Annotated in this window: 13 protein-coding genes and 2 pseudogenes; 4 read left to right on the top strand and 11 right to left on the bottom strand. The window is 32.3% G+C overall.

What is annotated here, in order from left to right; genetic code table 11:
- Window positions 1-127: 127 nt before the first annotated feature.
- The 3 genes and pseudogenes from KA894_RS14270 to KA894_RS14260 form a co-directional block, all read left to right on the top strand.
- Window positions 128-478, top strand: a pseudogene (locus KA894_RS14270) (N-6 DNA methylase); the annotation flags it as partial.
- Window positions 468-1,643: a restriction endonuclease subunit S gene (locus KA894_RS14265; RefSeq protein WP_210134034.1), complete on the top strand. Its 1,176-nt coding sequence runs from the start codon at window positions 468-470 to the stop codon at window positions 1,641-1,643. The pseudogene KA894_RS14270 and the gene KA894_RS14265, both read left to right, overlap by 11 nt.
- Window positions 1,627-4,749, top strand: a complete 3,123-nt coding sequence (locus KA894_RS14260) for a type I restriction endonuclease subunit R (RefSeq protein ID WP_210134033.1) — start codon at window positions 1,627-1,629, stop codon at window positions 4,747-4,749. Before KA894_RS14265 ends, KA894_RS14260 begins: the two co-directional genes overlap by 17 nt.
- Window positions 4,750-4,798: 49 nt before the next feature.
- On the opposite strand, the gene KA894_RS14255 is transcribed toward KA894_RS14260, so the two are convergent.
- The 11 genes and pseudogenes from KA894_RS14255 to KA894_RS14205 form a co-directional block, all read right to left on the bottom strand.
- Window positions 4,799-5,002 (bottom strand): hypothetical protein, encoded by a 204-nt coding sequence (locus KA894_RS14255; RefSeq protein ID WP_011302053.1) that lies wholly within the window; start codon window positions 5,000-5,002, stop codon window positions 4,799-4,801.
- A 221-nt stretch (window positions 5,003-5,223) separates the two neighbouring features.
- Window positions 5,224-5,310, bottom strand: a pseudogene (locus KA894_RS14250) (JAB domain-containing protein); the annotation flags it as partial.
- 19 nt (window positions 5,311-5,329) lie between these two features.
- A complete protein-coding gene (locus KA894_RS14245) occupies window positions 5,330-5,836 on the bottom strand; it encodes a DUF1643 domain-containing protein (RefSeq protein ID WP_210134032.1) in 507 nt (168 codons plus the stop codon).
- Window positions 5,837-5,851: 15 nt separating this feature from the next.
- Window positions 5,852-6,163: a DUF960 family protein gene (locus KA894_RS14240; RefSeq protein WP_047505055.1), complete on the bottom strand. Its 312-nt coding sequence runs from the start codon at window positions 6,161-6,163 to the stop codon at window positions 5,852-5,854.
- 95 nt (window positions 6,164-6,258) lie between these two features.
- Complete coding sequence (locus tag KA894_RS14235) at window positions 6,259-6,597, bottom strand: SAUGI family uracil-DNA glycosylase inhibitor (RefSeq protein ID WP_210134031.1); 339 nt, start codon at window positions 6,595-6,597, stop codon at window positions 6,259-6,261.
- A gap of 474 nt (window positions 6,598-7,071) precedes the next feature.
- Window positions 7,072-8,700 carry a cassette chromosome recombinase CcrB gene (gene ccrB / locus KA894_RS14230; RefSeq protein ID WP_210134030.1) on the bottom strand — a complete coding sequence of 543 codons (1,629 nt, stop codon included), beginning with the start codon at window positions 8,698-8,700 and terminating at the stop codon, window positions 7,072-7,074.
- A 19-nt stretch (window positions 8,701-8,719) separates the two neighbouring features.
- Window positions 8,720-10,069 carry a cassette chromosome recombinase CcrA gene (gene ccrA, locus KA894_RS14225; RefSeq protein WP_210134029.1) on the bottom strand — a complete coding sequence of 450 codons (1,350 nt, stop codon included), beginning with the start codon at window positions 10,067-10,069 and terminating at the stop codon, window positions 8,720-8,722.
- Window positions 10,070-10,260: 191 nt separating this feature from the next.
- The gene (locus KA894_RS14220) at window positions 10,261-10,536 is read right to left on the bottom strand and encodes a recombinase family protein (protein ID WP_031920593.1); all 276 of its coding nucleotides are present in this window, start codon (window positions 10,534-10,536) and stop codon (window positions 10,261-10,263) included.
- A 68-nt stretch (window positions 10,537-10,604) separates the two neighbouring features.
- Window positions 10,605-12,392 (bottom strand): cassette chromosome replicative helicase, encoded by a 1,788-nt coding sequence (cch1, locus tag KA894_RS14215; RefSeq protein WP_210134028.1) that lies wholly within the window; start codon window positions 12,390-12,392, stop codon window positions 10,605-10,607.
- 25 nt (window positions 12,393-12,417) lie between these two features.
- On the bottom strand, window positions 12,418-12,657 hold the full coding sequence (locus tag KA894_RS14210; RefSeq protein ID WP_210134027.1) for a hypothetical protein: 240 nt from the start codon (window positions 12,655-12,657) through the stop codon (window positions 12,418-12,420).
- 232 nt (window positions 12,658-12,889) lie between these two features.
- Entirely contained in the window at window positions 12,890-14,428 is a 1,539-nt protein-coding gene (locus KA894_RS14205; protein ID WP_031920596.1) for a hypothetical protein, read from the bottom strand.
- 146 nt (window positions 14,429-14,574) lie between these two features.
- On the opposite strand from KA894_RS14205, the gene KA894_RS14200 reads away from it, so the two are divergent.
- The gene (locus tag KA894_RS14200; protein ID WP_031920597.1) at window positions 14,575-15,993 is read left to right on the top strand and encodes an RNA-binding domain-containing protein; all 1,419 of its coding nucleotides are present in this window, start codon (window positions 14,575-14,577) and stop codon (window positions 15,991-15,993) included.
- Window positions 15,994-16,003: the final 10 nt, after the last annotated feature.

Here is a 16,003-nt window from a genome sequence, read left to right as displayed (position 1 = left end):
ATTAATTGGAGCCGTTCTTATGGACCTACTTGATTAATTGATTTATTCTTCAAGAAAATACATCAATTTTGATAAGTAGAAATGGTAAAAACATTGTATAGCATTTTTCACAGGAGTCTGGACTTGACTCGATGCAAGAAATGTTGGAAGTATGGTATCTAGAACACTAAAAGAATTCTCCAATGAAGAAATTAAAGATATAGCAAGTGTATATCATTCATGGCGTGGAACAAATGATAATCAATATGAAGATAAAGCAGGATTCTGTAAAGTAGCTAAAACTGAAGAAATTAAAGATAACGAATATATCTTAACACCTGGTCGTTACGTTGGTTTAGCAGATGTTGAAGAAGATTCAGAACCATTTGAACAAAAAATGGATCGAATTACAGCAGATTTAAGTGAGCAATTTGCTAAATCAAAAGAACTCGAGGACCAAATCCGTAAATCATTGGAGGGATTAGGTTATGGAGTTTAAAGAAGTCAAATTAGGTGAGATATCTAATATAAATATGGGTCAATCCCCTAGATCAGAATTCTATAGTGAATTTGAAGGAACACCATTTTTACAGGGAAATAGAACATTTCAGCATATTTATCCATTAATTGATACTTATACAAATAAAATCACTAAATTAGCTAATAAAAATGATATTTTATTTTCTGTTAGAGCACCCGTAGGAGATATGAATATAGCACCTGTTGATTTATGTATTGGTAGAGGATTATGTGCAATAAATTCTACTAATAGCAATCAAGAGTTTTTATTTTATTTATTAAAATCAAAACTAAATGAATTGGAATCTCACTCCACAGGAACAATCTTTAGTTCTGTAAACAAAAAGACTTTAGAGAACTTCATTGTAAAAGTACCGAGTGATAGTCATCAAAAAAACATTGGTAGATTATTATCAAATTTAGATAAAAAAATAGAAATCAATCAAAATATCATAGCAAACCTGGAAGAACTTTCACAAACACTATTTAAACGTTGGTTTGTTGATTTTGAATTCCCTGATGAAAATAGCAATCCGTACAAATCAAGTGGTGGAGAGATGATTGATAGCGAATTAGGAAAAATACCATTGAGTTGGAAAGTCCAAAAATTGAACGATATTTTTAAAATAAATTATGGTAAGAATTTACCGACTAAAAAAATATTGAATAATGGTTATCCAGTTTTTGGTGGAAATGGTATTATTGGTTATTACTCAAATTATATGTATGAAACTCCAAAAATTCTAATTTCTTGTCGGGGTGCTGCTTCAGGAAAAATTCATATTTCTAAAGAAAAATCATTTGTTACAAATAACTCAATTGTTCTCGATGAAAAGCAAAAAAATTATTTTTACTATTTTAAGGAACTTTATAAATATAATGATTTTAAACGCTATACAACAGGCTCAGCACAGCCTCAAATTACTATTGCTAACATAAAGTATCTTGTGTACTTAACTCCTAATACGAATATAATAGACCAATTTAATAGTAAAGTTAGCTGTTTATTTAACCAAAAAAATAATTGTGAAGATGAAAATCAAGATTTAGCCGAACTTCGTGACACGTTACTACCAAAATTAATGTCGGGTGAAATAGAGATACCTGACCATATCGAGGTGAATGAAGATGAGCTTTCAATTTAGTGAGGACGATTTAGAACAAGTTGCGCTTGAATGGTTTGAAGAACTGGGTTATAAAATTAAGAATGGCAGAGAAATTAGTGAAACAGGTATTACGCCTGAACGAGAAAGCGATAAAGACATTGTGCTGGATAACCGTTTAGAAAACGCTTTAAGACGTATTAACCCAGATTTACACAACAATGCAATTCAACAAGCAATTCATGAAATATCCATAGAAAAATCACCAAATTCAATTGAAAATAATAGAATATTCCATGAAATGATCACAAATGGGATTGAAGTAGAACATTATAATGAAGATGGAGAAACAATCAATGATTTGGTTTATGTATTCGACTTTAATAACCCAGTAAATAATGACTTCCTGGCTGTGAATCAATTGACGGTAGTAAATGGTGATGACAATAAACGACCAGACGTTGTATTGTTTATCAATGGTTTACCTGTTGTTGTCATTGAACTTAAAAGTTCTACTAATGAATCTGTGGGTGTAGAAGATGGTTATCATCAATTGGAAACTTATAAAATGAGAATTCCTCAATTATTTAATCACAATGCTGTATTGGTGACAAGTGATGGTATTAATACAAAAGCGGGCTCTATGACTGCAGATTATGATCGTTTCATGACATGGCGAACAAAAGATGGTAAGACTGAAGCTTCGTCTACAATGGCAAGTTTAGATGTATTAATCCATGGCATGTTAAATAAAGAAGTATTATTAGATTTAATTCGACATTTCATTTTATTTCAAGATGATGGTAAAGGTAATATTGTTAAAATTTTAGCTGCTTATCATCAATATTATGCGGTTAATAAAGCCGTTGATCGCGCAATAGAAGCCACTTCTGACCAGGGAGATGGTAAAGGTGGCGTTATTTGGCATACTCAGGGCTCAGGTAAAAGTTTGACTATGGTTTTCTTTTCGGGAAAATTAATTCAAAATTTAAATAATCCTACTTTAGTTGTGGTAACTGACCGTAACGACTTAGATAATCAATTACATAGTACCTTTGTAAAATCTAAAGGTCGTTCTGGTAAGGGGTTATTAAGACAGACGCCTAAACAAGCAGATTCTCGTAAAGAGTTGAAAGAACTATTGTCAGTTGAATCTGGAGGTATTGTATTTACAACAATGCAGAAATTCGAACCAGAAGAAGGCAAAGTTACTATGGATGCCTTAACAGAACGTAGAAATGTTATTGTAATGGCCGATGAAGCACACCGTACACAATACGGTTTTAGCGCATCTTACGACGAAAAAGGTGAAGGTATTAAATATGGTTATGCCAAATATTTAAGAGATGCTTTACCTAATGCTTCATTTGTTGGATTCACTGGAACGCCTGTATCTTCGACAGACAAAAATACACAGATGGTTTTTGGAAATTACATTGATGTGTATGATATGACGCAAGCTGTTGAAGACGGTAGTACGGTTAAAATATATTATGAAAGTCGAATAATCCCATTAAATTTACCTACAGATTTAGATATTGATGCAGCTTATGATGATATTACTTCCGGACAAGAAGACGATGTCAAAACACGATTAAAGTCTAAATGGTCTCGAATAGAAGCATTATCAGGCTCAGAACAACGTGTTCATTCTTTAGCAACTGATATTATCAATCACTTTGAAACAAGACAAAAAGCGATGAAAGGTAAAGGCATGATTGTCACAATGAGTCGCCGTATAGCGGTTGATTTATATGATGAAATTGTAAGGTTAAAACCTGAATGGCATTCAGATGATGATAACCAAGGTGTTATCAAAGTTGTGATGACAGGTTCCTCAAGCGACCCTAAAAACTTCCAGAGACACATTGGTCCTAAAAAAAGAAGAAACTTACTGGAAAGCCGTATGAAAGATGTTGAAGATGAATTACAACTCGTTATCGTGAGAGATATGTGGTTAACAGGTTTTGACGTGCCTTCTATGCATACGATGTATATTGATAAACCAATGCATGGTCATAATCTAATGCAAGCAATTGCACGTGTGAATAGAGTGTTTAAAGACAAACCTGGTGGATTAATTGTGGACTATGTAGGTATCGCTGAAAGTCTTAAAGAAGCTTTAAAAGAGTATACTGATTCTGATAAAGATCAAACCGGTGTGGATACAGATAAAGCTTTAGAAATTATGTTAATGAAATACGATGTCATTCAAGATATGTTATATAATCATGATTATTCTGACTTCGAATCAGATAAAAAATCTGATCGATATAATGTCATCTCAAGTACGATGGATTATGTAATTGGCTTAGGCGAAGAAGAAAGACAAAGATTTGTGAATACAGTCACTGAACTTGGTAAAGCATTCGCGTTATGTGCAACAGAAGAAGCAGCTCAAGAATTAAATAGTGAAATCGCGTTCTTAAAAGCCGTTAAAGCAGGCATCATTAAATTATTAGCGCCACCACCAGGAGATGATGAACGTAAAAAATCCCCAGCTGAAGTTGAAGCTGAAATTAATCAGTTGATATCAAAATCCGTTGTAACTGAAGAAGTTGTAGATATATATCAAACACTCGGTTTAGAAAACCCAGATATCTCTATTTTATCTGACGATTTCTTAAAAGATGTAGAAGGATTACAACAGAAAAATGTAGCAGTTGAATTATTGAATAAATTACTTAAAGGTCAAGTTAAGTCATTAATGAAAACTAACGCAACCGTATCCAAACAATTTTCTGAAATGCTAGGTAAATCTATTCAAAAATACAACAATCGGTCTATAGAAGCTTCTAAAGTTATTGAAGAATTAATACAAATGGCAAAAGAAATTAATCAAGAGCAGCAACGAGGTAAAAATTTAGGCTTGAGTACAGAAGAAATTGCTTTTTATGATGCATTAGCTTCACATGAAACAGCTAAAGAAGCTTTGGGCGATAAAGAGTTAAGAGCCATTGCACATGAGTTAACTAAAACAGTTAAGGATAACATGAGTGTTGATTGGTCTAAACGAGACAGTGCTAAAGCTAAAATGAGAGTTCAAGTTAGACGCCTATTAAAGAAATATGGCTATCCACCAGATCTTCAAAAAATGGCTGTGGAACAAGTTGTAGAGCAAGCAGAATTAATGGCAAGTCAGCAATAAAAAAATAAATCATAATGCGGTTAGAGAAACATTTCTCTAACCGCATTTATTAGTATCCTCGTTCAATTAATTTTTGTTTTTCCTTCTCAAGTTCAGGAATATCTTCTTCATCTGGTAATGCATCTATATAATCTAGTCCTAGATGATTTAATGCTGTTTCTAAATCAACATCCTCGCTTTCCATGTACCTCCAAACTTTCAAACTAGTATATTCATCATAAACCTCATTGTAATGGTAATTACCAACAATCATTTTATCACCCTTCGCCATATAATTAAGCTTATTCTAAACTAAAGGTCAATATTGGTCAACGTTTTATTCTTAATTAATTTTCCATCATCATACACTATAAATGAGTTAGTGACTGAACCTTTCTTGTATATAATTTTTCAGCTAATTATAATTAAAGTAAAATAAATGTATCATCTATGCATTATTAAAAAAACTCTATTTGAATACTTTACAATTTGGTGGGGACTCGTAATTCGTCTTTTAAGATAACTCAAAGTATCTATTTTAATCATTTGCAGTGAAACGATGTTGATTTGTTTTGTTTCCATATTGACCTCCATGTATTTGCTATGATTTCAAAATCCATTTTTGACGTGCCTTAGGGTTGAGTGGATGCATAATTTCATTCGTTTCTGGGTTGATGAGTTGTTTCACTTTCTTTTTATGTGGTTTCAACATCTCTAATATTTCATTTACACGTGCTTCAACAACTGGCTTCTTAGCATAGGAGCCCCAAGCTAATATCACTTCATCCGATTCTTTCACTACTTTCATAATATGAATATCAGTATGCTTATCATGACTATTTGCCATATGCTTTATATTTGTGGTTGTTATCATGTTTGAATATAGGTTCACAAAATTAATTGATCCGAAGTCTTTCATCTCAGATACTTTATTTAGAATTAATTGAGTCGTTAAATCTAATTTTTGGGTTCCTTCAAAATTTGGATAACAAGTTATAACTGAAATTATCTTTTTATCTTTGTCCCACGTTTTTTTGAGTAAATAACGATGTTGATTATCGTCACTAAATATTGCTTCAGTTTCTAATATACATTGTATATTCTGCATGATTGATGCCTCCTATTAATATTCTTCAGGTAGTAACATGACGTAATAAGAAAGGTCTACATCATCTTCTCGGATAATATAGACCTTATTCATATTGATAGCTTTTGAATAATTAGCTTTATGAATTTTGACATACTCAGGACGTTCTTGTTTGTGTTTTACATATAATTGATTATTGTGCATGTTGAACTGGAAGACATGAAAGTAATCTATTGCTTCTAGTTCCTTGGACTGTTCGTTTTCACGTTGCGCTACAAGTTGCCATAATAGGTGTTGTAGGTTTGTTGGCAAATTATTGGCAATACCGCGGGTGATATATCTATTCATAAGCGTTTTCCTTTCGTTCTGATTCTTTCATCCAAATGATAATTTCATTGAGAATTGTAATGACGAGTTGTGTAATTTTGATGTATTTATGCATATTATTGTCCTCCTGTTAGTAAGTATCGTTGATCCAAAAGGGGCATGATAGTGTTGTGTAGGTATAAGAAATCCATATCGTGATTTTCATCGATATAGCCGATAGCTATGAGTTGTTTCTGATAATAGAGAATGAACGGATATATATTGCTTTTGTGAAGTGTATCAGAGTAGTAGGTATTAGTCTGTAGTATTTTATTACTGAGTGACCCAAGCCTTACATATTGGTCTGGTAGGATATCATCAGCGATTTCCTCGATAGATTCACATTCCCATTTTTCATCCCTTGGCAGATTGAATAAGTTGGTTATATAGTGCTTGAGTTGTAGTTCTAATGTCATTGTTATGACCTCCTAATATATTTGATTGATGTATGCATGTGATACATCATTTTGATAATATAAGTTTGAAATACCGTTTGTTTCGCCTGGAAATCCCACTGAAATACAGAAAAGATCCCAATCGAAAGTCGTCACAATTGTTGATATGACAAGGAAATCCCGTTATCCCATTCATTTGTCGGGAAATATAGTTATATATTTATATATCATTTGGATTAATAGGTGTGGTTATGATTTACTTTTTTCTTTTTATATTATTTATTTATAAATAATAATGGGATTTTGGGATTACGCTTGCGTAATCCTTCTCCTACATGAAGTTAGCCAATCCCGTTACTATCCCACTTATATTTTGTTTTGGGATGTTCTTTCGTCATATCAATATAAGCTTCACATTGAGCCATGATTTGTTAGCGTGTTGAAGATATTTGTTAGATAGGTGTTATTGAATGACGAAAGGACAGTACATAGATATTAGATTTGAAGAAAGAGCGTTTGAGGCAAAAATAAAGACGAAGTGCTGAGGAGCACTTCGTCGAGAGGGGTATTATTGAAAAGTTGTTTAATAATTTCATTATTGAGTTTTAGTGTAACGTAGAACTGTTTTTTATGATTACCGTCTTTACGAATATCAATACGGTCAATGACTGTAAGATATAATGCTTTGAGTTGTGCTTTATCCATTGATTCTATGTTTTGAAATATTTGTTGTAATAGGGCAGCGATTTGTTTCGTATCATAAGATGGTTTCTCTTGATTTTGTTGGTGCTTGAGTTGATTCATTTGATTTGTAATGTCATTGAGTTGTGTTTCATATTGATGAATGGTTGGTTTGAGTGCAGATGTTAAGTCTGGATTGTCTTCGATGGTTTGAACTAGATTTTTAAGTTTAGTGTTAATTTCATCAAATTGTTGTTGTTTATAAGCAATATCATGATTGAGCGCAGCTACATCGACTCTATTCTCTTGATTGACACGTTCGACAACTTGTTTGATAACTTTATCACTTTTGACTATTTCGAGTATTTGATCCATAACATATTTTTCAATTACATCGGCTCTGACACTATTCGCAGAACATACTTTTGACCCTTTATTACGAAAGTTACTACACGAATAGTAGCGAATGCGTTTTTTAGTACCATCTTTAAGTGTATTAACTGTCGTGCTCGCAGACATTGAAGCAGAACATTGGGGACACGAAATTAATCCAGTTAAAATATTGGTTCCTTTACCATGAACTTGTGGTTTTTCACTTACTTGTTTTTTACGTGCTTGGACTTTATCCCATAATGATTGGCTAATAATAGGGGTGTGTTTGCCTTCGGCGATTACTGGTTTATCATTCAAGCCTTTACGACGTTTATCATTCCAATCTTTGTATTTCGCGAATTGGATTTTACCAATATAGAATGGGTTTGAGAGAATATAAGTAACAGCTGAAATACTAAAAGGATTACCTTTCTTAGTGACATAACCTTTATGATTGAGTGCGTTGGCAATTTTACGATAACCATGACCTTTGGTGTAAGATTCAAAAATATATTTCACAATATTAGCTTCATGCTGATTAATCATCAAATCTTTTTTATTATCTGGTATATTAGAATATCCTAAAGGAATATTACCTTGGTAATAGCCTTCTAAGGCTCTTTGATGTTGTCCGGTGTAAATATTCTCTAAAATGGTATTTCTTTCAAATTCGGAAAAACTTGCAAGTATTTGTAACATGAGTTTACCAGAAGAAGTGTTGACTTCCATACGTTCAGACAAACTGAAAAATTCGACATTTTGTTTATGCAAATCTTCGACAATTTTGAGTAAGTCTGATGTATTACGTGCGAGTCGATTTGTTTTATACACCATAACACAATCAATATGACCTTTATCCGCATCATGTAACATACGTTGAAGTGCAGGGCGGTTCATAGACTTTCCTGAAATACCACGATCAGCGTATATATCTTTGACTTCGAAATGATGGAAGTTACAATATTCTTTGATTTGATTGATTTGACCGTCGATACTATAACCCTCTGCACTTTGCATTTCTGTTGATACGCGGACATAGATACCGACACGTTTTTGTTTGAGTTGTTGCATGATTTTTCATCCTTTCTGATTAAGCAATCGATGATTGTGCTGTTTGATTGACGATGTTTAAGGGTTCATTTTTGAAATAGATACCCGTAAGTATTTTATTTTTGGTAATATGAATTTCATCAATGTAAGGGTACAACATGTTTAATGTGAAACGTTGTTGAATGACATTTTGTAAAGCCTTTTGAATTTGATGCGTATGGATTGATGTTATAGGTTTTGACTGTTGTCGAAATGATTGCGTTTGTTCTCTGAATGTTTCTGCATCAATTTTACCTTGGGCTAATTTTTCTATCAGTTGTTCTTGCGTGACTGTACTTTTAGCTTCTATGTCTTTTTGTTTTTTGAGTCGTTTTTGGATTGTATGGTTGATTTTTGAATACAGATGTTGATTTTGAAAGAAATCTTGACATGTAGCTAAGACACTCGCTTCTAATGATTGTGCGTTGATTCCTTTGAATTCACAGACAAAACGAGATGCATTCATATTTTGTGGACAGACATAATAACGTAATGTACGGTGCTTTTTTCTAATGGTTATATTAGTCAACGTTGAACCACAATAAGGACATTTGATTTTTTGTTTGAGTTGATTAGCTGACGATGTCCGTTTGAGTTGTTTCTGTGACCGTATCGCTTGAGCTTGTTCATATATACTTGTCGAAACAATAGAAGGACACATGTTGTCATATTGTCCGTATTGATTAAGGACTCGACCACAATAATTGGGGTTCATGATAATATTACGTACTTGATAGGGTTTACGATTGATGAATTTCTCGTCAGCTTCTAAGTACTGTGCAATTTTTTTATAACCATAGCCTTGAAGATAATAACTGAATACTGCTTTTACGGTTGGTGCCTCTGTGTTGTTTAGCATGAAAGTACCGTTATGATAGTGATAACCAAAGGGTGCATGAGTCGTAATCAGTTTACCTTGTTTTGCTTTTTCTCGAAGGCCATTTTTGACTTGTTCACCAATATTATCTGATTCGAGTTCAGCCAAACTGATGAAAATATTGAGTTTGAGCCGATCGAATGCTTTATCCATATCAAAATAGCCATCACGAACACTTAAGATATGAACATGATACGTTTGACACAATTTCATGAGTTTTAATGCATTTTTTAGGTTACGATGAAGTCGATTCAGACGATAGCAACACAATACGTCACATTGTCCTTGTTGAATCAGTTCAGTAATTTGTTGATAACCATTCCGCTTATCAGTGCGTCCTGATTGCTTATCGCTATAAAAGGTGATGTGTGGAATATTATGCTTTTTGGCTAATGCCTTGATGGTTTGTTTCTGTGCTGCTAGGGATTGTTGCTTTGTAGTGCTCTGTCGTAAGTAACCAATTGCTTGTTTCATCGTATTTCCTCCTTCCACATTGATAATATATATTTATGAACGAATTTATATATAAGCCCAACACCAGTCAGGTGTTGGGCGCTATTATTAGTCATCAGAGTGATTGATTTCTTCAATCACTAAATCAGTGAGTAATGTGATTAATTCGTCCATATTCTTCCTCCCAATTGATTATGATAGTAATAAAAGTGTTATACCAACATTGGAAACGTTGTAATGAGTTCAATACCTCGTGTTGAGCAGAGTTTGACCAATTTAGGATAATCTTCATAAATGCCCCAAAAGACAATACGTTTAGGTTTGACGTGCTTCAGTTTAATATCATTTATTAATTGGTTATCGTCGTTATAATCTTTTGTGATTTTATAACTATGTTCTTTACAATATGCTCTTACAGTATCAATAGGTTCGTCTAAGTAGGCTTCTCTTTCATCTGTAATATTATGTGCTAATACAATTACATTCATAGTTTATTCCTCCGGTTGATTTAATGAGCTACAACGCATAGAGCGTTGTAGCGGTATAATATTTAAATTTATAGTTCTAAATCGTCACTTGCTTCTTTTTCTTTCGCTTGTTTAATAAAATTATTAAGCAAATCTGGATTTGTATTATCATCAAATTTCGGTGATATGAAAGTTTCTGTATTGGAACTTAAGCCAAAAATAGGTGCAAGTTCTTTATCCAATTTAAGATGATAGAATACAATACTCCTAGATTTTCCTTGAGCATCTTTGACACTGCGCTTTGTTGTCTGTCTATCTCGATCAGAATCCATATAACCTTTTTCTTTTAAAGCTTCTATTACATTGTTGCTGTCTTGAAATTGATTATTATTAAGCATATCTTTGAAAACTTTGGCAATTATTTTAACTTGGATGTGGTCATCTTTAAGTTCTATGAGACCAAACCCTTCCAGCATATTTGATAATCGACCATCATCTGAAAATTTATTTCTGTACTGTGCTACAAATTGGACAATTAGTTCGATTGCTTTATCGGCTAATGACCGTTCAGCTATTGTTTCGTTATGATAGTTTAGTAAATACTCTCGCATTTCATCTAATAATACAGATCGATTTGTTACAGTTGATAATATACGTGCAGAAGTAACAAATACTGCATAACGGTTGAACATACGTTGTCCTGTTTTTTCTTTTTCATTGCTTAACGCATGTTTGAACCATTGCTGTTCTTCTTCGAAAAAAGTTCTAACCGTATTTTCATGATTTAAGAGAAAAGAACCGATTAAAGGTAATAGATGACCATAATTTTGTCGTACACCTAGTTTTATATTGTCTGCGTTATCAGCACTGTGAGTGAATACATCATTTAACTCTATTGTGCGAACGTATAATCCGTCATTCTTAGCGCTATTAGAAAAAATGCTATATTCAGAAGTGGAAACAAGCGATGTTGACCAGGTCTTCGTTTCTTTGGCTTCACCATGAACATTCGCTCTTTGACGGCCTTGCCCTTCAGCTATAGAATAGAGTAAGCCTGTCGTATCAGGGAATGTGGCAGTCGACAATTCATCAAAAGCAACAAGTATCCCGTAATTTTCATTGATAAAACCTTCTAAACCATTACGAGTTGTATTCCAACTACGAAATAGTGTGCTTGTTCCTTTTGTTGGAGCTCCACCTACAGAAACAGCTAACATTGCAGCTGTTGTCTTACCTGAACTACTGTGACCCGTTAGAGAGTATATTGTACCCCCGAATTCTATTAGGTCTATTTTGTTTAAGTAGCTTGTTACAAGGGCACTAACGCCCATTGTAACTGCCATTTCAAGCATTAAATGACCTTTAACTTCTGCATCGTACATTAATAACCATTGTGCATAGCTCCCCTTAGGTTCAAGGTCATATTTTCCATCACACAAAATTTGTGTGTTTTGTGGTATTGATGGATGATATTCAATATAGTTGGTATTGATTACTAATCCATCTTTTGTGTTAATTACGCCAGAACCGCTATACAAAGTGGCCATTGGCAGACTTTCACGCATTAATTGCAATGCATAGCCCAATTCGTGGATATATCGAGTGTTAATCGTAAAGCCGTAACCCATTAAGGAAGGAAGTTTCATAGGCGTTAAGATGTCGGCATCACGAATAACAGTATTACCATACTCGTTTTCTAAGATTAAGCGTTCTTTCCCAGATGTTGGATCTTGGAAGCGATCAGTGATATTGATATAACCTCCCAAATCCAAGTATGTCACTTTACCATCTTTAGTAGTGGGTTGGACTTCTTTTGTCCACCGTCCTGGTTTCGTCAATGCATACTGATTACGTTTAAATATTACTTTATTAGTCATATTGATAACCTCCAAATTTCAATAATTATTTCTTTTTATAAATTAAGGGTGAAATCCCACATATTATCTCCACAATATGTGGGTTCTTCTTTGCCCATGCAGCGTACTTTTGTCCAGCCTGTTGTTGTTCAGTAGTAGTACATGGTATACCAAGATAGCGATTCAACTCGTTGAAACTATATTGTGTGCCAGAAGTTAACTGCTTATAAGTTACAGATAGTGCCGCTTTATAAAGCAAGTTGTAATTGGAACCACCGTTAGCCATGATTAAACTCACCTCAATTCATTGATATCTTTTATAATTAGTAATTACTAACTATGTTTCATATCTTAAAACTAAATTTTTCCATTATCGCTAACAATCTTCCAGATAGATAGAATACGAAAAAAGCGCAAACACCTTAATGAAAGGATGTTTGCGCCATAGTATAAAATGTAATTAGGAAGATTTTTAAGAAAAAGCCTTACATATCAAGCTTTGATGGATGAAAAAAAGTTTAAGTTTTTTTTATTATTCCAAATTGATATTCGTGCATAAATGAAAGTGTTTCTAAAAATGAAAGTGTGGTTTCACTTTTTAGATGGTTGAGATTAGCATGAAATTGCAATGGATTTTTACTACTAGATAGAGTATTATGCTTCTCAATATCTATAAATTCAAAAGTCATAATACTGTCAAATAAAGATTTATTAAATTCAAATATATTAAAAAAACTATTGAATGTGTGATTTGCATGCATATTATGTTTAACTGTAGAAAGTATATATTGATTTATTGATATGAGATCATTGTATCCTTTGAAATAATAAACGAAAAAATCTTTATAAACTTGATGTAATGGATAATAAGATAAGTCTTTTTCAAAATGATATGTCGCTTCTTCAATAAAAATCTCTTTTTGTTTCTTTGGTGCTGAATTCAATAATCTAGTAATAGTGTCTGCTTTACCTATTACTAAATGTACGGGAATAATGTCGCTTAATAATTTAACAAATTCAGAAAAATCTTTATTTAGTTGTTTCTTTTGATAATTTTTCTTTACTAGCTCTGACAATATACTATCTATTTGCAAGTGTTGTTGATTTTCTGAAGCCAGTTCAATTGTATTATTTTCTAATAATTTTAAATATAGATTATCTGGTAAAAACTTTTTGAGAAGGCTGTAACTTATAATTAACAGCGCATCATTGTATGTATAGAATTTATTAGAGAACGTGTTGTCACTGATTTTGGCGACATGTTGTAACAATTTCTTCACATAATGATTCAAACTATTTTCATTTAATGTAGAAGTGCTTTGATTAGTAGAAGCAAGATAATTTTTATAAGTTATAAAGAAGCTTTTTTGAATGTCAGCTAATTTAAACTGATTATTGTTATAAGACTTAGAAGTAGAGGCAATGTTGCGTTGGTTCGATAATGAATGTGCTAATTTGCTTAAATTTTGACTTTCGTAAGAATAAGAATTAGTAAATTTTTTAGGTTTTTTATATTTTAACTGCTTTAATCTTGCTTCAACAATATTGATAGATTCAGTGCTCATATTTGTTTTTTGATTTAATTGAAATCTATTTGATAGCTTTAGTTTGGTACCATAAAAATGTTGGTTAACTAAAATGTTTTTAATTTCTCTGGATGAAAACTTCATAAGTCCATCTTTATAAAACAAAAATTTCAGATAATTGGAAAAATTGCTGCTGTTTTCAATTTTGAATTTAGAAATTATTTCTTCTTTTATAGTAAAAAATTGATCATTAACTTCAGAATGATCAAAATTATTAGTTAGCCACGAATAGAGTCCTTTAAATAATCTTTCAGATATTATTGAAAAAGTGCCTTGCTCGCCATATAAATCCATTAAATATTTAAAATCATTTCTGATGCTGATTTGATTTTCGTTATAATCTACTTCGTTAGCTAAATCTGGATACATGCTTAAACGTACTTCAAATTCTTCGATATGACTTGTAGCATCATTAAATAGGCTTGCAAAAGCCTTAAGTATTTCACTATTTGTATTTTTAACTTTAAACATGATTAATTACTCCTATCAAATTGTGGTTATATATCTTATTAACCACTTTGTTTACTTTGATATTACCACAAGTTAAAATATAAAAAGAGACTATAAATTATACCATGTGGTAGGTATGACTGTTTAAAGAAAAGAGGGAACGTGATTTGTGTAAATTGGAATATTATCAGAATACAAAAGAAGGTACTCATTTTGATAGAAAAGAAGCAAAGATTGATGATAGAAAGTTATTGTCTCATATTGTTGGTTTTGCAAATGCTGAGGGTGGGACACTAGTTATAGGTATAAGTGATGATGGTCATGTGACTGGTTGTAAAAATAATAACAATAGAGATTTAGAAACTATTAAGCGTCTTATTAATAATGGTTTGGTGCCAAGCATAGAATTTAATATTGAAGAAATAGAAATTCTAAACGATGATTACATATTAGAAATTAACATTGAACCTAAAACCGATTCAGTAGTATATGTACGCGATAGTGAAAATGTATATTTAAGGCAGTCTGATAGTACAGATAAACTTAAGCATAATCAAATAGTGAGTCTTGAGTATGATAAAGGTCAACGATCTTTTGAAGATGAGCTGAACTTAGACTTTGAAGAGGAGGATTTAGACAGAAGTTTATTTGATGATTATAGGACAGCGATGAACACAAATCAGTCTGACTATGAGATTTTGAATGTTAGGACAGCGACAAATAAAAAAGGATACTCAAATGCAGCAATTTTAATGTTTGCTAAAAACCCATGTAAATACATCCCGAATGCTAGAGTTCGTTTCATAAGATATGAGGGAACAATTCAAGAAACGGGATCTCGGCTTAATATAATTAAAGATCAAAGTTTTGACCATCCATTACCAATTTTAATAGAAGAAGTTAGCAAATTAGTAAGCAGTCAATTAAGAGATTTTAATAGTCTAGATAGAAATGGGAAATTTATAACTGTGCCAGAATACCCTGAGTTTGCTTGGCTTGAGGGCTTAGTGAATGCGGTTGTTCATAGAGATTATTCATTAACTGGAGATTGCATTAAAATTTCTATGTATGATGATCGATTAGAAATTTTTAGTCCGGGAAAATTACCGAATATGGTAAATATTAATAATTTGAAATATACGCGCTTTTCTAGAAATCCGAGAATTGCACGATTAATGGCAGATTATGGATATGTAAAAGAACTGAATGAGGGAGTGAAGAGGATTTATGATGAGATGAAAGAATATTTTTTAAACGATCCTGAATACTCAGAACCTGCTAATAAAGCAGTTTTATTAAAATTAGAAAATAATATTATGACTAGAAAAAAAAGAAAAGACGATAAAATTAATGACCATGTTACTGAAGAAGTAATGCAATACCTTTCTAAAGACGAAAGAAAGATAATTCAATATGTTTACCCATCTAATGAAATCAATGTAAAGTTAGCAAATGAAATTCTTGGGAAAAAAGATACATATTCTAGAAAAATTTTAAATGGATTACTAGATAAAAAAATACTTTACTGGCATGGCAGTAGTAAACAAGATCCTACCCAGTATTATTCTTTATACGACGAGGAGTAACGAGGAGTAA

It is taken from the genome of Staphylococcus sp. GDY8P131P, from assembly GCF_017891975.1.
GTDB lineage: Bacteria > Bacillota > Bacilli > Staphylococcales > Staphylococcaceae > Staphylococcus > Staphylococcus nepalensis.
The sequence above is the reverse complement of the archived record's forward strand: the minus strand, read 5'-3'. Positions and strand labels throughout refer to the sequence as shown.